Genomic DNA, 16,733 nt, shown 5'->3' on the forward strand with positions numbered 1-16,733 from the left:
ACAAGGTCGATCGTTAGCACTGCAATGGCAGCCCTTTATAGATCGAACAATTTTCTGAACAATAAACCTCGGCCATCGCGCCCCAAGCCATCAGGCACGGGGCGCTCGGGTTGCACCAGCCATTCCGACGGTCCGCACGCCAGAAACGTGCCGTCTCCCGGTTTCGCCAATAGCTGTCCGCCATTGACGACGACCTTTCCCCGGCAGATCGTTGTTTCCGGCCATCCCTGCACCTGCATGCCTTCGTATGGCGTGTAGCCCACGCGATCGTGCAGCATCTCGCTAGTGATGGTCACGTGGCGATCCGTGTCCCAGATCACGAGGTCGGCATCGCTACCGACCCGGATGACGCCTTTCCTTGGATAAAGCCCGTAGGCTTTGGCCGGATTGGCCGCGGTCAATGCAACGTAGCGCTCCAGTGAAATGCGGCCTTTGCCGACCCCCTCGGAAAAGAGCAGAGGCAGACGTGTTTCCAGACCCGGAACGCCGTTGGCGATTTCGGAGAAGCGAGTCTCGGCGCCATTCGGGAGCTTCCCGCTGCTGTCGAAGCGATAGGGCGCATGATCGGACGAAAATACGCTGAGCGTCCCGCTGGCGAGACCCGCCCATACCGCTTCCCGCGATACGCCATCTCTCGGCGGCGGCGCGCAGCAGAACTTGGCGCCTTCCAGTCCGGGCAAATCCAGGTCTTCGCGGGACAGAACCAGGTATTGCGGGCAGGTTTCGGCATATACCGGCGCGCCCATTGTCTGCGCCGCATGAATGACCTGGACGGCCTCGATACCGCCGACATGCACGATGAGCAATGGCGCGCCAGCCAGCCGCGCCAATGACACGGCGCGATAAGTGGCTTCGGTTTCCGCGAGGGGATCGTGTGCCACCTCGTGATATTTAGGCGCGGTCAGGCCTCGTTCGAGCAGCCGGGCCGTCAGCCAGCGCACCATGTCGTTGCTTTCCGCGTGCACCATGACCAGTGCGCCGTGCTGGTTGGCCGAGGCGAAAACATCGAGTATCTGGGTGTCGTTCAGCCTGACCGCGTCATACGTCATGTACACCTTGAACGACGTTATGCCGCGGGATACGGCGATCGGTACTTCCCGGGTCAGAACGTCATCGGATGCGTCGGTCAGGATTGCATGGAACGCATAGTCGATCACCGCCTTGGGTGTGGCGCGAGCCGCGTAATCGTCGATGGCGGCAAGCAATGATTCGCCACGCCGCTGCATGGCAAAAGGAATCACGGTTGTCGTGCCGCCGAACGCGGCGGAAACCGTTCCGCTGTAGAAGTCGTCCGCTCCCATGATGCCCATGCCGGACATCTGCTCGATGTGACAGTGACTGTCTATGCCGCCGGGCAGAATCAGCTTTCCGCCGACATCGAAATCCTGCCGACCGGGACATAGGTCCGGGGCCAGCGCGACAATCTGTTCGCCACGAATTCCAATGTCGAGGCGATGCGTTCCATCGCCGGTGTGCACGAGACCACCGCGCAGCGTAAGGTCGAATTCAATCGTCATCAATGAATCCCTGGTCGTTGTCAGGCTGTTGAAATTCGCTGCGAGGTATGGCTCAAAGAACCTATTCAATAGTCCTGCTGGAAAATGCCGGATCGATATACCGGCTGAGCAATTCGGCCGCAGCCAGCAGCAGGCGATCCTGACCAAATCGCCCCACCAGTTGCAACCCGAACGGCATGCCGTTCGCGGACCGGCCAAATGGAATGACGATGGTCGGCAGATGCAAGAGGGTCCATAAAGCGCCCAGTCGTGGCGAGCCGGAATAGTCGAGGCCTTCTTCCGCGGAGCCTTCCGTCGCCGGGTAGATCAGCACGTCGTTGTCCTGGAACAGTTCATCGACCGAGTATCTGGCGCGCTCGACGGCGCTGCGCAGCTGCAGATAAAGGTCCTGGTCGATCTGTTCCGCGACCGCGAGGCGGTTGCGCAGAATGTCGCTCATCAGTTCGGCGTGGTTCTGGCGTTCATGCGCGAGTGAATGAGCCGCTTCATAGACGAAGATTTTTTCCTGTCCGGCAATCAGACTCTCCAGATCGGCGTCGAGGTTCAATTCGCGGACCGGCTGATTTGCCCGCATCAGAGCCTGCTGAAGTCGCGTCAGCGTATCGAAGAACGATTGCTCGACGCCGTTCCACTGTGATGATCTGCAAATGGCAAAGCGCGGTGTGCCGCATCGAACGATTTCCGAGTCGAAGTCGGGATCATTGAACGTGAGCAGATAGGCATCGCGAATCGTGCGGGTCAACAATCCAATCGTGTCCAGAGATTGACTCGTGGGTTTCAGGCCCGCACGGTTGAACAGGTCGAACGTGGGCTTGAACCCCACCACTCCACAATACGATGCCGGTCGGGCAATCGATCCGGTCGTTTGCGTACCCAGTGCGAAAGGCACCATGAAATCGGCGACTGCCGCAGCCGATCCGCTGGACGATCCCCCGGGAGTATGGGTGAGACGAAGCGGATTGCGCGTCATGGCGGGCTTGCGCGTCGCGAATTCGCTGGTGGCCGCTTTGCCGACGAGAATCCCGCCCATGCCCCGGAATTGCGACACGCATGCCGAATCGGCTTGCGGGCGATGTCCGGCATAGATTGGGGAACCGTATTCAGTCGGAAAGTCGGCGGTTTCGATGATGTCCTTTACAACGAACGGTATCCCATGCAGGTGAGGGCGATACACCTGCCTGTCCATCTTGCGTGCATCGTAAAGCGCCTTGTCCGGGTCGACGATGACAAGAGCCTGCACGACCGGGTTGCGATCCTGAATGCGCTCCAGGCACGACCGTACGAGTTGCTCGGAAGTGAGCGAGCCGGCCGCCAATTGCTGCGCGGCGGCGGAAACAGTGAGCAGATGAGCTTCGTGGATCAATTTTTTTGCCGGAAGTCAACTTGAGTGGCGGATTATAGGTAGGCCATAAATCTACGTCTAATTCTTAATTGACAGCCGATTGATTCGTATTAAGCTATCAATCGAGCCTCGCCGGATCAGCCGACTGGGGGGCGAAGAGGCCACCCCGCGGGCCACACCGCGCGTAAGTTCGTCTTCCTTCTACTCATCACCCATGTACGATCTGATTCATCTGAAGACATTTGTCGTGCTGGCGGAAGAGCTGCATTTCCGCCGGGCCGCCGAGCGCCTGCATATCACTCAGCCCCCGCTCAGCCAGCGGTTGAAGCAGCTCGAAGACTTTCTTGATGTACGCCTGCTGGAGCGCACGACGCGATCGGTCGAACTCACCAATGCGGGCAAGGTTTTTCTGGAAGGCGCACGCGAGGTGCTGAGGCGGCTCGAAACGCTCGACTTGCAGACGAAGCTCGCGTCGACAGGCAATGCGGGAAAACTGCGCATCGGCTTCGTTCCGAGCGCCGCCTATATCTTCCTGCCGATGGTGTTGCAAAAGTACAAGGCACTTCATCCGATGGTGGATATCCAGCTGGACGAAATGCCGTATCTGCGCATCCTCGATCAATTGAAGAATCAGAATATCGATGTCGCGTTGCTGCGAACCTCGACGCAGGAGAAAGCGGTGAGCAATATCGTCGCAATGAGGGAGCCGCTCATTGTCGCCATCCCGCGCAGCCATCGATTGGCGAAGAGCAAGGTGGTCCGCGTTACGGACCTGCATCAGGAGCCATTCATCGCGTTTTCCGGGCGCGACTCGCCTTATTTCTCCGAGAAGATTGGCAACATCCTGTTGCAGCACCGGGTGCAACCGAGGATCGTTCAATATTCGCTATTGCCGACCATTCTCTCTTTTGTGGAAGCGGGAATCGGACTCGCGATCGTGCCGGAATCGGTCAGTCGAATCGCGAATCCGAATGCCGTCTACAAGAAACTGCTTGGCTTGCAGGATCGCGATGCTGTGGATCTGACCGCGGCGTGGCGCAGAGATCATAAATCGATTCTGCTGGCTAACTTCATTGAGATTATTCGCGAGGTGAGTCTCGTCAGTCGTCGGCGAAAACCGGGGGGAAAGGAAGTGTTCTGAGTGAACGGAGTATGGGATTCCTGTTTTACGTCGTCGGTCTGACTACCACCGTCCCTACCGAACCTCGATATCGCCGCGTGCCCTATCCCGCGGGTTATCTGTCGTGCGACGCCTGCGCGGATCATAGTCGAACTCGAGGCGCGCAGGCGTTGACTGCAATCTTGAAACCAAAACCATCCACGGCCCATTCCATACGTCGCGATTGATTGGTAGTTTGACTGGTTCAATTAATTTTACGCGAATGAACAAAGTTTTCGTCGTTCTGAAATACGAAACCTATAACGGCATGCCGTATTACATTCTTACCGCCTACGTCGAATGAGAGAGAAATGAGTTCTTCAGAGCGCTATCCAGAAATGGACCACATTTTTAGTGTGTATTTCGGCCAGGACTTCGACCTGTTTGGAGAAACTGTTCCGGAAATTGTCGTGTGTTATAAGAAAGACAGTCCTTACCACTATAAAGAATTGAATCGCGAAATAGACTCGTTCAGGAGCGAACACCCGAACGACCTGGAGGCAGCATTCAATCAGTCGTTCAGGGATGGGTTTCGTCCCGAAGGGGCGGGCTACACGATTGTCTCTTTTCTTGATGAGATACAGCAGATCCTGAGCGAGTAGTTGGATCCGACCGTCGACACCTTTCGCAATGAAATATGAGGCGCACGACGGGATGCCGTACCACAATCAACGCTTCGAGCAATCATCCTGCCTGGAACTCAATCATTTCTTCGACGCCTATCTAAACCAGGACTATGAACTTTCCGGGGAGGCAGTCGAAGAAATAGTCGAGTGCTATAAACAGGGAACACCTGCTGAAGCACATAGACGGATGGTATCCGAGATAGAGCGTTTCATCAGCGAACATCCGGATCTGGACGAGGCATTGAGCGACGCCTACGGCAATGATTTTTCGCCGGAATTATGGGGCTACACGACCGCCTCTTTCCTTGAGGAATTGAAGCGGCTTCTGAGCGAGTAACCGCACCTACCACGCCGGGCCCAACATCGGTTTGCCGATACCCGGCGGCCCACCATCAGCACACTACCATTCAAAACTCACCCCGATACGCAAACAACCCCGGCAGTCCCCCGCTCATCACAAATAGAACCTTCTGCCCCGCAGCATACTTCCCACTCGTCACTCCTTCCACCAGTCCCGCGAACGCCTTCCCGCTATATACGGGGTCGAGCAGAAGACCTTCCGTCGACGCCAGCAAACGAACGGCAGCACGCATGCCATCCGTGGGGATGCCGTACCCCTGCCCGAGTTGCGCTTCATCGATCGAAACGTCGCTCTGGTTCACGCGCAGATTGGGATCGATAAGCTGAAGCGTTTGATTCGCTTTATCGAGCGTCGTGGCGTGCGCGTGAGCGGCATCGCCATAGACCGTGAATCCGGTAATACGCGACGGGTCCAGGCCGAGTGCGACAAAACCCGCAATCAGTCCTGCATGCATGCCGCCGCTTCCATTGGGTATCACGATGCGATCGAAAGACAACTCCGCCGCGCGCGATTGATCCACGATCTCAGCCGCGCAATCCGCATAGCCGAGACAACCGACGGGACTCGATCCACCCAGTGGACACACATAGACATTGCGGCCTTGCGCGCGCAATGCGTTCGCACGTTGTTCGGCGAATTGCAGCGCATTTGCCGAGCCGGGCAGATCATGCACGTGCGCGCCGAATAGCGAATCGAGCAGGACGTTGCCGTTCTCCATGTAGTCGTGATCGGATCGCGGCACGGTGCGCGTCAGCACCAGTTCGCATTGGAGTCCGACGCGCGCTGCTGCCGCCGCCGTGAGTCGTGCGTGATTCGACTGGCGGGCGCCGACGGTCATGATGGTATCCGCGCCGACGGCCAGGGCTTCTCCAATCAGGAATTCGAGCTTCCTTAATTTGTTGCCACCGCCGCCGAGACCGGTCAGGTCTTCTCTTTTGACGTAGATGTTCGCGCCGCCAAGATGGGCGCTCAGGCGCGGGAGATGCTGGATCGGCGTCGGACCTTCGAGAAGCTCGCGGCGTGGGAATCGCGAAAGATCGAGCCTGGCGAGTCCGGTGAGGGGAGTGGAGTTCATGGTCTTTCAGAAATCGTTCGATTGAGCGGCATGTTGAGCCACGCGATCGGCGCGCCGCGTGGCCCGTTACCCGAACCTTAATGCACGAGAGCTCGTATCGCGGCTAGCAGTCTTTCGATCTCCGTATCGGTGGTCAGATAGCTGACGGATGCGCGCGCGACCTGCTGAAGCCCTCTGTGTGTCATATCCAGCGGCGTGTAACTCACGCCGTTACTGCTGATCGCAATGCCTTGCGCGGCGAGCGAACTCCGTACCGATGCCGCATCGAGACCCGCGACGTTAAACGACACGAGACCAGATAGTTCGGTGCCCTGATCGAGTACCGACACGCCAGGAATATCCGCGAGTTGCAGGCGCAATCGTTGAGCGATCTGATCGATCTGTGCGCGAATGGTATCGATGCCGATTTCGAGCGCTTCGTGTAGCGCATTCGCCAATCCGCAGTGTAGAGCGAACGCCGTTTCCGACAATTCGAAGCGTGCCGCGTCGTCTCGCAGCACGGGTTCGCCGTGGGCATCGAGCGGTGCCGAATGTATGTCGACGAATGCAGGCATCAGGCGCGAGAGAAAATCCTGCCTCACATACAGCAGTCCTGTACCTCTTGGACCGCGCAAGGCTTTACGGCCTGCACCGGCCAGCATATCGCAGCCCAGTTCAGCCACGTCGACGGGAACCTGCCCCACGGCCTGCGCCGCGTCGATGAGGTAGGGAATGCCGTGGCGTCGCGCGACCCGGCCGATCGCCGCGGCCGGGTTGATGAGTCCGCCGTTCGCGGGCAGCCAGGTCAGTGCGATCAGGCGCACTCTGTCATCGAGCATGGCTTCGAGCGCGTGAGGATCGACCATGCCGCTCGAATCGGACGGAATCGTTTCGACCGAGGCGCCGGCTCGTTGCGCGGCGTAGTGCATCGAGGCGAGATTGCCGCCCCATTCGTGCCGCCCGACGAGAATGCGCTGCCCCGGTTGCCACGGCCCCAATGCGGCGAACGCAATACCCCAGCTAGCGGACCCGCCCGTGGTCAGCGCGATTTCATTAGGCTGTGCGTTGAACAGTTGCGCCGCGAGCGCGCGTGCTCGCGCGGACTGTTCTCTGCCTGTCGCGCCGGCTTCCATCGGCCCGGCCGTGGCTTCGCGCATCAGGTGCGCGTGAATGGCTTCCAGTGTGGCAGCCGACGGCAACGATGCGCCGGCGTGATTGAAGTGTGTCGTGGTGGACGCGCCGGGAGTGCGGGCACGCAGCGCATCTATTGCGGCAGACGAGAGCAGAGAGGACATGGCGGTTTCGATCGGGTGAGTTGAGTTCGCGCTTCCTGCAAAGTGCCGAGGATAGCCCGAAACCCGCCCTCTCCGCTAATTCCATTAACCCTTCCAGGCCTCTCCATCCGGAAACGCGTGCTTTTCGAGCGACTCCGCGAATATCTCGATGCTATAGCCCGGCTTTTGCGGCGGCATATAGCGGCCATTGCGAATGACGACCGGATCGACGAAATGCTCGTGCAGATGATCGACGTATTCGAGTACCCGGTTTTCGAGCGAACCCGACACGCAGATATAGTCGAACAGCGAAATATGCTGCACGTACTCGCACAATCCGACGCCGCCCGCATGCGGGCACACCGGCACGCCGAACTTCGCGGCCATCAGCAGCACGACGATGACTTCGTTGAGTCCGCCGAGCCGGCAGCTATCGACCTGGCAGAAGTCGATGGCTTGCGCCTGCAGCAATTGCTTGAACATCACGCGGTTGTGGCAATGCTCGCCGGTAGCGACGCCGATCGAGCCGAGCCGCTTGCGAATCGCCGCATGGCCGAGAATGTCGTCGGGACTCGTGGGTTCCTCGATCCACCACGGGTCGAATTCCGCGAGGCGCCGCATGTTCGCGACCGCTTCGTCGACGTCCCATACCTGATTCGCGTCCATCATCAGCTTCAGGTTCTCGCCGATTTCCTCGCGCAGAATGCGCGCGCGCCGGACGTCCTCGTCGAGATCGCCGCCCACCTTCTGCTTGAAATGCGTCCAGCCCTGCGCGACGCCTTCGCGCGCAAGGCGGCGAATCTTCTCGTCGTCGTAACCGAGCCAGCCGGCCGAGGTCGTATAGGCCGGGTAGCCGTGCGCGACCATTTCTTTTTCGCGCTCGCCTTTGGTTTTCGCGTGACGGTGCAGCATGGCGAGTGCTTCATAAGGCGTGATCGCATCCGTCACGTAGCGAAAGTCGAGACAGCGCACGAGTTCTTCGGGACTCATGTCGACGAGCAGTTTCCATACGGGCTTGCCGACCGATTTCGCCCACAGGTCCCACACCGCATTGACGACTGCCGCGGTCGCCAGATGAATCGCGCCTTTATCGGGGCCGATCCAGCGCAATTGGCTATCCGACGTCAACGCGCGCCAGAAAGCCCCCATATTCGCGGCGATATCTTCGAGCTTTTTGCCGGCGATGAGCGGCGTCAGCGCATTGACGGCCGTCACGCAGATCTCGTTGCCGCGCCCGATCGTAAACGTGAGGCCATGACCCGTGAGACCGGGCGAGTCGGTTTCGAGCGTGACGTAGGTGGCGGAATAGTCCGGCGCGGAATTCATCGCATCGGAGCCGTCGAGAGAGCGTGAAGTGGGAAAGCGAATGTCCCGAACGGACAGTCTTGTGATCGTGGTCATCTGAGTACTCTCCGGGAGCGATGGCTAGCGGTTTTCGCCTGCGGGGCAGGCGGGTCGGCTTTTTGCGCACGCGGCGCACGCACTACTCGTACGCGTATCGAGGCAGGGCGACCACTATTTGGACCATGGCGGACCCAGGCATTTGTACGCGTTGACAACACTGCATTCGCTTCCTAGCATGCTAGCATGTCTTCTCGAAATCAAGAGCGTCGTGAGTTCTTCAGCCGATCCAGAGACTGTCGCCAGCAATCCGTATGTCGCACTGCAAAAGATCAGGGGCGGCGAGCGCGGCAGCTTGACCGACGCGGTCGAAGCGGCGTTGCGGGAAGCGATTCTGACGCTGGCGCTGGAACCCGGCATGATGATCGACAAGATCGCGGTCTGCGAGCGGATGGGCGTGTCGCGCTTTCCCGTTTCTTCCGCGTTGGCGAGGCTGGCGCATGCAGGCCTCGTCGAGGTGTTGCCGCAGCGCGGCACGCGCGTCAAACCGATCGCGCTCGATGACATTCGCCAGCATCTGTTTATCCGCAGCGCACTGGAAGTCGAAACGGTGCGCGGCGTTGCGTCGATGCGCGATCGGGCCACGCTCGATGCGCTGGCAAGCAATCTCGACAGGCAGCGCAGTGTGGCCGGCAGCGGCGAACGTCTTGCGTTTCACGAGCTGGATCTGGCTTTCCATGAAATCCTGCTCGACGCGGTGAAGCTGCCGCGAGTGAAGGAAATCGTCGCGGTGTCGCGCAATGCGCTGGATCGCGCGCGGCAATTGCTGGCGAGTCCCGAGCGGCTCATGCATACGCTCGAAGAGCACGAAAAGATTTTCGAGGCTATCGGCGCCGGCAATGGCGATGCGGCTGCGAAAGCGATGCACGATCATCTCGACCAGGTGGTCGCCGAGTTGCACCGGTCCGCGAAAGCAAGGCCGGATCTTTTCGAGCCGTAATGAAAGCCGCCTTGAACGCGGTCATCAAAGTGCTGGTGATACAGGTAGCCGTCGGCGAGTCCGCACCATGAACCCACTCATTTCAGTCAACAAGCTGTGCAAGAGCTTTCCTGGCGTCAGAGCGCTTCATGACGTTCGCTTCGAACTCATGGCCGGCGAGGTTCATGCATTGATGGGCGAGAACGGCGCGGGCAAATCGACGTTGATGAAAATTCTCGCTGGCGTCTACACGCGCGATTCGGGCGAAATTCTCTACGACGGCAAGCCGGTCGATTTTCAGGGTCCGCGCGACGCGCAGGCGGTCGGCATCGGCATCATTCATCAGGAACTGCAACTGATGAATCATCTGAGCGTCGCGCAGAACATCTTTATTGGCCGCGAGCCGCGCACGCACCTGGGGCTCTTTCTCGACGAAGACAAACTCAATGCACAGGCTCGCGAGATTCTCGCGCGCATGCATGTCAATCTCGATCCGCGCACGATGGTCGGCTCGCTCACGGTGGCGAGCCAGCAGATGGTCGAGATCGCGAAGGCACTGTCTTTCGACTCGCGCGTGCTGATCATGGACGAACCCACGTCCGCGCTCAACGACGCCGAGATTGCGGAACTGTTCCGCATCATTCGGCAATTGAAGGAGCGCGGAGTCTGCATCGTCTATATCTCACACAAGATGGACGAGCTGAAACAGATCACCGACCGTGTGACCGTGATGCGCGACGGCGAATACGTCGCGACCGTACCGACCGAAGGCACGAGCGTCGAAACGATCATCGGCATGATGGTCGGCAGAACGCTCGCCGAGATGCCGCCGGTCGAAAGCGCTTTGGTGCGCGGCGAGGTCGCGCTCGAAGTGAGAAATCTCGTTGCGGGGCCGCTCGTGCGCGACGTGAGTTTCGCGTTGCGCCAGGGCGAAATACTCGGCTTTGCCGGCTTGATGGGCGCGGGCCGTACCGAAGTGGCGCGCGCGGTGTTCGGTGCCGATCCGGTCGAGTCCGGCGAAATTCTCGTGAAAGGCGTGAAAGCGTCGATCAGAAAGCCGAGCGATGCGGTGAAGCGCGGCATCGGCTATTTGTCGGAAGACCGCAAGCGCTTCGGTCTCGCGACTGGCATGGACGTCGAATCGAACATCGTGATGTCCGATCTCGGCAAGTTCCTGTCGTTCAATATGTTTCTGCGCCGTGCGCAGATACGCAAACGCGCCCAGCACTTCATCAAGCTGCTCGCGATTCGCACGCCATCGGCCACACAGCAGGTACGGCTTCTCTCGGGCGGCAATCAGCAGAAGATCGTGATTGCGAAATGGCTCGAACGCGATTGCGACGTGCTGTTCTTCGACGAACCGACGCGCGGCATCGACGTCGGCGCGAAAAGCGAAATCTACAAGCTGCTGCGCTCGCTTGCCGCACAAGGCAAGGCGATCGTGATGATTTCCTCGGAATTGCCCGAAGTGCTGCGCATGAGCGACCGCATCGTCGTGATGTGCGAAGGCCGCATTACCGGCGAACTCTCCGCCAGCGAAGCGACGCAGGAGCGCATCATGCATCTCGCGACGCAGCGCGAAACCCTGAAAGCGGCACCAGCCTGAAGAGGTCCACGACATGACATTGCGAACGGATACCGCGGCGCTCGACGGTGAAGGCCGGTCTTCCGGCCTGCGGGCCCGCATCTTCGCGCCCACCGCGTTGCAGAAACTGCTCGCGTTCGCGAGCCTGATTCTGCTGCTGGTTTTTTTCAGCTTCGCGTCGCCCGCTTTCATGCAGATGGACAACATCCTCGGCATTCTGCAGGCGACCGCGGTGAACGGCGTGCTCGCGATTGCCGCGACGTTCGTCATCATCACGGGCGGCATCGATCTTTCGGTCGGCACGTTAATGACGTTTACCGCCGTGATTTGCGGCGTGTTTCTCACCAATTGGCATTTGCCGATGTGGATCGGCGTACTCGCTGCCATCGTCACGGGCGCAATTTGCGGCACGGTATCGGGCACGCTGACCGCGAAGATGAAGATTCCGCCGTTCATTGCGACGCTCGGCATGATGATGCTGCTGAAAGGACTTTCGCTCGTCGTCTCCGCCGACAAACCGATCTATTTCACCGACACCGAGAACTTCTACCGTATTTCGCAGGATTCGCTGATCGGCTATGTGCTGCCGAGCGTGCCGATTCCGAATGCGGTGCTGATCCTGTTCTTCCTCGCGATTGCAAGTTCGATCGTGCTCAATCGCACGGCACTCGGCCGCTACACGTTCGCACTCGGCAGCAACGAAGAAGCGGTACGGCTTTCGGGCGTCAACGTCGATCGCTGGAAGATCGCGATCTATGGCGTGGGCGGCGCGATTTGCGGCATTGCGGGGCTGCTGATTGCGTCGCGTCTGAATTCCGCGCAACCGGCACTTGGCCAGGGCTACGAGCTCGATGCGATCGCCGCGGTCGTGATCGGCGGAACGTCGCTGAGCGGCGGCTCGGGCACGATTCTCGGCACGATCATCGGCGCTTTCATCATGAGCGTGCTGACCAACGGCTTGCGCATCATGTCGGTCGCGCAGGAATGGCAGATCGTCGTGACGGGTCTCATCATCATTCTCGCGGTCTATGCGGACATCCTGCGGCGCAGCAGGAGAAGCTGAACCCGCCGATAGAGGAAACACAGCAAACGCAAACACAACAAACGCAAACGTAGCAAACACAGGAATCGCAGGAGCAAGAGAGAGGGGAGCACGTGGAGGCTCCCTCAACGGCTGCAGGTTGATAGCCCATCCTTAGGAGGAGGCCCCATGTTGAAGAGAAGACTCATCGGTATTGTGGTCGGTGTCGGCGCGCTCGTCGGTGGAAGTGCTCTCGCGTATGCGGACGAGCCTTATATTCCGCTCATTTCGAAGGGCTTCCAGCATCAGTTCTGGCAGGCCGTGAAAGCAGGCGCCGAACAGTCCGCGAAAGCGAACAACGTCAGGATGACGTTCGAGGGACCGGAAACGGAGGCGATGGTCGACAAGCAGATCGACATGCTCTCGGCCGCGCTCGCGAAGAAGCCGCAGGCGCTCGGCATCGCGGCGCTCGACAGCAAGGCCGCGATTCCGCTGCTCAAACGCGCGCAGAACGACAAGATTCCGGTCATCGCATTCGACTCCGGTGTCGACAGCGATATTCCGCTCACCACGTGCGCGACCGACAACATCGCTGCCGCCGCGCTCGCTGCCGACAAGATGGCCGCGCTGATCGGCGACGCGGGAGAGGTCGGCGTGATCGTGCATGACCAGACGAGTCGTACCGGGGTCGACCGGCGCGACGGTTTCCTCAACCAGATCAAGTCGAAGCATCCGAACATCAAGATCGTCTCCGTGCAATACGGTGCCGGCGATCACCTGAAGTCGGCGGAAATCGCCAAGGCGATGATTCAGGCCAACCCGAACCTGAAAGGCATTTTCGGAGCCAATGAAGGCTCGGCGGAAGGTGCCGCGATCGGCGTCAAGGAATCGGGCAAGAAGCTCGTGCTGATCGGCTTCGACTCCGGCAAGGAGCAGAAGGACAACATCATGTCGGGCCTGATGGCGGGCGCGATTACGCAGAACCCGGTCGGCATCGGCAAATGCGTGGTCGATTCGGCGGTCAAGGCGCTGCATGGCGAAAAGCTGCCGAAGAAGATCGACACGGGTTTCTACTGGTATGACAAGACCAATATGAACGATCCGAAGATTGCGGCAGTGCTTTACGACTGAGTTGCGCCGGCACGGCAATCGACGTGCGATCGTCAAAGAGGAAGAGCGATGCTCTTCCTCTTTTTTATTGGGTATTCGTCATGTCTGTTATTCGCAACGCCTGGAGTGCCTCGCGCATGGTGCATTGCGTGACGCCAAACGTTTGCGAGGATGTTCGAATTCTCCGTTGAACCGTTGTGCACGTGCTCGTCATTTGTGCAGCGCTTTCAATCGGTGTGTGGGCCAGTCATTTCCCGCCATTTGCGGAATTAATCTGATATTTTACGTTTGTGCAACCATTGCACGTCCGTGTGGCCCCACTAACCGATAGATGCGCAGGTCATGGCTTTTACCGAACCAAGGTCTCCATTTTTCAGGTGGGTCGTCTCTTGCGCTCAGAACCTGAGCCCGGAGAACCGGCAGGTTTTACTTGCTAATCTGTTTACGCGAACCGCTTCGATCGTCTTCGCGTCGATCTGCGAAATCAGCGTTTGCGCCACCGCGTACTATCTTTATCCGATTCCTCTCTACGCCGTCTGGGGCATTGCCGTCGTCGCATTGCTGGGCGCGCGGCTCGTGCTGATCTGGCTGTGCCGCACGCGTTCCGCGCAAGGTCTGCCCACGCCGACTTCCGCGTTTCTGTTGGCGAGTCTGCTGTGGAGCATGCTATTCGGCATCGGTACATTACTGTGCAATATCAGCGGGAATCCCACGCTGTTTCTGCTCGGCAACGTGTGCGCGGTTGGGGTGATCGGTGGCCTGGCCGGACGCAATGCGGGTACGCCGCGCCTCGCGCTATTGCAGATCGTTTTCATTCTCGGTTTCCTGAGCGTGGGCGCGGCACTCTCGCCGGGCAGCGGCAAGCTCGTGCTGCTGTTTCAGGCGCCGTTTTGCGCGGCCGGCTTTTTCACGGTGGCGTTGCGCAGCAATCGCGATACCGTGGCGTTGCTGCTCGCGCGCGAAAACAGTCATCGTCTTGCGCGGCAGGACAGCCTCACCGGTTTGCCGAATCGCGCGCGTCTCAGCGAACTGCTGCTCGAGCGCACCAGCAAGGGCTCGCCCGAGGACCAGGCATTCGCGGTGCTGCTGATCGATCTGGACGGCTTCAAGGCGATCAACGACAGTCTCGGCCACGCGGCGGGCGACCAGATTCTTCAGGAAGCGGCGAGGCGTCTGCGCGAGCTGCTGCCGGGCGGCGATCAGGTGGGCCGTCTCGCGGGCGACGAGTTCGTGGCGATTGCGGACGGCGCTGCACAGATTCGCGACGTAAAGGTGCTTGCCGATCGCATCGTCAGAACGCTCGCGCGGCCGTTCGCGTTGAGCGATGCGCTCGTGCATATCGGCGCGAGCGTCGGCATTGCGCTTTATCCGCAGCATGCACAGACGGGTCCGCAATTGCTGATTTGCGCCGATCGCGCGTTGTATGCGGTCAAGCGCAGCGGCAAGAGCTCGTTCACGATCTTCGACAGGGAGAAGCATGTCTCCGACGAAAGCCTGAGCCTCTTGCGCAGCGATCTCGAAGGCGCGTTGAAATCGTTCAGCGGTTTGCGCATCGAGTATCAGCCGATCGTCGACCTGAGTAGCGGCGCGGTGTCGGGCCGCGAGGCGCTGATTCGCTGGACGCATCCGACGCGCGGCGAGCTGTCGCCGTCCGCGTTCATTCCGACCGCCGAACGCACCGGGCTGATTCTCGCGCTAGGCGAATGGGTGCTACTGCAATCGTGCATGGAAGCGGCGAGGTGGTGCGACCAGGTGATCGTCGCGGTTAACGTGTCGCCGGTGCAGTTGCGCGAGGAATCGTTCGCGTCGAAGGTATTGGCGATACTTCGCAAGACGAAGCTGCCGGCCACGCGGCTCAATCTCGAGGTGACCGAAACCGCGCTATTGAACGATGATGCGGTCACTCGCCGCAACATCGCGAGGCTGCGCTCGCTCGGCATCGGACTCGCGCTCGACGATTTCGGCACCGGCTTCTCGACGATGTCGACGCTCGTGCGCTTCTCGTTCGACAAGCTGAAGATCGACAGTTCGTTCGTCAAGGAGTCGGTGCACGGGCGCGAATCGGCGGCCGTGGTGCGCGGCATCGTTGCACTGGCGCGTGAAATAGGCATGTCGACCACGGCCGAAGGCATCGAAACCGAGGAGCAACTGAACTTCGTGCGCGTATGCGGATGCACGCACGCGCAGGGCTATCTGCTCGGCAGGCCGGTGCGTGGCGATGCAATCGAGCAGAGCGAGTTGGCGCTCGAAGCACCCGATGTTGCGCCTGCTACGGCACCTGCTACCGCGCCTGTTACTGACAAGACAGAAAACGCCGGCTTCTGAAAGCCGCCAGCGGAAATCGACATGTCTTCTCCATTGCAATTCCAGCTCAGAATTACCGCGTCGCGCGAATGGGCAGAGGCGTTGCGCGCCGATCCGTCCAGCGCATCGTGGCCGGCGCTGCGTGACGTTCTGCGCACGCACAACGCGACGCTGAAGTGCCAGTTCGATGCATTCGCCGACTACGTGAGCGAAGCGGAAAGAATCGGCATCGAGCACTATCCGCTTTATCAATGGACCCGGCAGACGATAGAGAACCCCGAGAAAAAAGCGAAGTATCTGCAATCGTTCACGCTGTATGTCAACGGCGAGGAAGTCTACGACCAGGCTGTGACAGACGCGCTCGAAGGCGAGTTGTCGAAGCTCGTCGACGGGAGCCGCATCGTGCGCGTTTCGCGCTTCGACACGAATCCTGCGAACAATCCGCAGCCGCCCTCAAGCTGACGATTGTGTTACATCGGTACAGTCCCGTCACCGTCAAGCCGCTTAACATTTGACGACAGCACGCGAGCTTCGTGAGACGATGCAGTTTCACCAACTTTTGTGGGAGCGCGACATGGGACTTCTGGACGAAGTAGGCAAGATTGCAGGTGCGGTTGCCGCCGTCGAAGCAGCGGAGAAAGTCGATCCGGAAGCGGGTCTGCTGACGAAAGGCATTGCCGCTGTCGCTGGTTTTGAAGGCGCCGGCAAGCTGGAATCGCTGGTCGAGAAGAAAGAAGACGAGAAGCAGGACGACGCCAGCAACGCTCAGGCTTCCGACGATACGAGTTCGCAGACCTGAGCGAATTCACGGTTGCCGGCTGCATGCAGGTCGTCTGGTTGCATCGTGCGCCGGCAACCCCACGCTGATTAAGCTAGTCTGATTTAACGGTCGCCCGGCCGTTACGAATTTTTCAGAACGCCTTCATTGATATCGAAACGAACTTTCGTTTCGCAATCCGATTCTTCCATTCCTTCGTTTTTTCCGGTCCGATGTTTTCATCGGGCTGTCATCGCTACGCCGCTACGATGGTTCGTCACATGCGTCCGCGCTCGCACCGCG

General features: G+C 59.6%; 15 protein-coding genes. 10 read left to right on the forward strand and 5 right to left on the reverse strand.

All coding sequences use genetic code 11. From position 1 onward, the window contains the following. Positions 1-35: 35 nt before the first annotated feature. On the reverse strand, positions 36-1,517 hold the full coding sequence (gene hydA / locus G3N58_RS05985) for a dihydropyrimidinase (protein ID WP_205192898.1): 1,482 nt from the start codon (positions 1,515-1,517) through the stop codon (positions 36-38). Between the two features lie 61 nt (positions 1,518-1,578). Next, positions 1,579-2,880: an amidase gene (locus G3N58_RS05990; protein ID WP_205998753.1), complete on the reverse strand. Its 1,302-nt coding sequence runs from the start codon at positions 2,878-2,880 to the stop codon at positions 1,579-1,581. A gap of 193 nt (positions 2,881-3,073) precedes the next feature. Here G3N58_RS05990 and G3N58_RS05995 point away from each other — a divergent pair, with 193 nt between their 5' ends. The 3 genes from G3N58_RS05995 to G3N58_RS06005 all read left to right on the forward strand — a co-directional run bounded on the left by G3N58_RS05995 (position 3,074) and on the right by G3N58_RS06005 (position 4,981). Next, positions 3,074-4,000 carry a LysR substrate-binding domain-containing protein gene (locus tag G3N58_RS05995; RefSeq protein ID WP_167283730.1) on the forward strand — a complete coding sequence of 309 codons (927 nt, stop codon included), beginning with the start codon at positions 3,074-3,076 and terminating at the stop codon, positions 3,998-4,000. 329 nt (positions 4,001-4,329) lie between these two features. Then, positions 4,330-4,620, forward strand: a complete 291-nt coding sequence (locus G3N58_RS06000; RefSeq protein ID WP_205989299.1) for a contact-dependent growth inhibition system immunity protein — start codon at positions 4,330-4,332, stop codon at positions 4,618-4,620. A 28-nt stretch (positions 4,621-4,648) separates the two neighbouring features. Next, positions 4,649-4,981, forward strand: coding sequence for a contact-dependent growth inhibition system immunity protein (locus tag G3N58_RS06005; RefSeq protein ID WP_241016335.1), 333 nt, complete (start codon positions 4,649-4,651; stop codon positions 4,979-4,981). A 70-nt stretch (positions 4,982-5,051) separates the two neighbouring features. Here G3N58_RS06005 and G3N58_RS06010 read toward each other — a convergent pair whose 3' ends face one another. The 3 genes from G3N58_RS06010 to G3N58_RS06020 form a co-directional block, all read right to left on the reverse strand. Next, positions 5,052-6,080 (reverse strand): D-cysteine desulfhydrase family protein, encoded by a 1,029-nt coding sequence (locus G3N58_RS06010; protein ID WP_205998754.1) that lies wholly within the window; start codon positions 6,078-6,080, stop codon positions 5,052-5,054. Between the two features lie 77 nt (positions 6,081-6,157). Further along, positions 6,158-7,354, reverse strand: coding sequence for an aminotransferase class V-fold PLP-dependent enzyme (locus G3N58_RS06015; protein ID WP_205998755.1), 1,197 nt, complete (start codon positions 7,352-7,354; stop codon positions 6,158-6,160). Between the two features lie 84 nt (positions 7,355-7,438). Then, the gene (locus G3N58_RS06020; RefSeq protein ID WP_167042734.1) at positions 7,439-8,734 is read right to left on the reverse strand and encodes an L-fuconate dehydratase; all 1,296 of its coding nucleotides are present in this window, start codon (positions 8,732-8,734) and stop codon (positions 7,439-7,441) included. Between the two features lie 178 nt (positions 8,735-8,912). Between G3N58_RS06020 and G3N58_RS06025 the strand changes: the two genes are divergently transcribed. From G3N58_RS06025 to G3N58_RS06055, 7 genes are all read left to right on the forward strand, one after another. After that, positions 8,913-9,674: a GntR family transcriptional regulator gene (locus tag G3N58_RS06025; RefSeq protein ID WP_167042732.1), complete on the forward strand. Its 762-nt coding sequence runs from the start codon at positions 8,913-8,915 to the stop codon at positions 9,672-9,674. 67 nt (positions 9,675-9,741) lie between these two features. Continuing rightward, complete coding sequence (locus G3N58_RS06030) at positions 9,742-11,259, forward strand: sugar ABC transporter ATP-binding protein (protein WP_205998756.1); 1,518 nt, start codon at positions 9,742-9,744, stop codon at positions 11,257-11,259. 13 nt (positions 11,260-11,272) lie between these two features. Beyond that, positions 11,273-12,301, forward strand: a complete 1,029-nt coding sequence (locus tag G3N58_RS06035; protein WP_167042728.1) for an ABC transporter permease — start codon at positions 11,273-11,275, stop codon at positions 12,299-12,301. A gap of 147 nt (positions 12,302-12,448) precedes the next feature. Continuing rightward, the gene (locus G3N58_RS06040) at positions 12,449-13,390 is read left to right on the forward strand and encodes an ABC transporter substrate-binding protein (RefSeq protein WP_167042726.1); all 942 of its coding nucleotides are present in this window, start codon (positions 12,449-12,451) and stop codon (positions 13,388-13,390) included. 321 nt (positions 13,391-13,711) lie between these two features. Continuing rightward, positions 13,712-15,694, forward strand: coding sequence for an EAL domain-containing protein (locus G3N58_RS06045; RefSeq protein ID WP_167283736.1), 1,983 nt, complete (start codon positions 13,712-13,714; stop codon positions 15,692-15,694). Positions 15,695-15,715: 21 nt separating this feature from the next. Continuing rightward, on the forward strand, positions 15,716-16,135 hold the full coding sequence (locus tag G3N58_RS06050) for a hypothetical protein (protein WP_205998757.1): 420 nt from the start codon (positions 15,716-15,718) through the stop codon (positions 16,133-16,135). A gap of 112 nt (positions 16,136-16,247) precedes the next feature. Further along, complete coding sequence (locus G3N58_RS06055) at positions 16,248-16,472, forward strand: hypothetical protein (RefSeq protein WP_167042860.1); 225 nt, start codon at positions 16,248-16,250, stop codon at positions 16,470-16,472. Positions 16,473-16,733 lie beyond the last annotated feature (261 nt).

Source organism: Paraburkholderia sp. Ac-20342, from assembly GCF_017104985.1.
Lineage (GTDB): Bacteria > Pseudomonadota > Gammaproteobacteria > Burkholderiales > Burkholderiaceae > Paraburkholderia.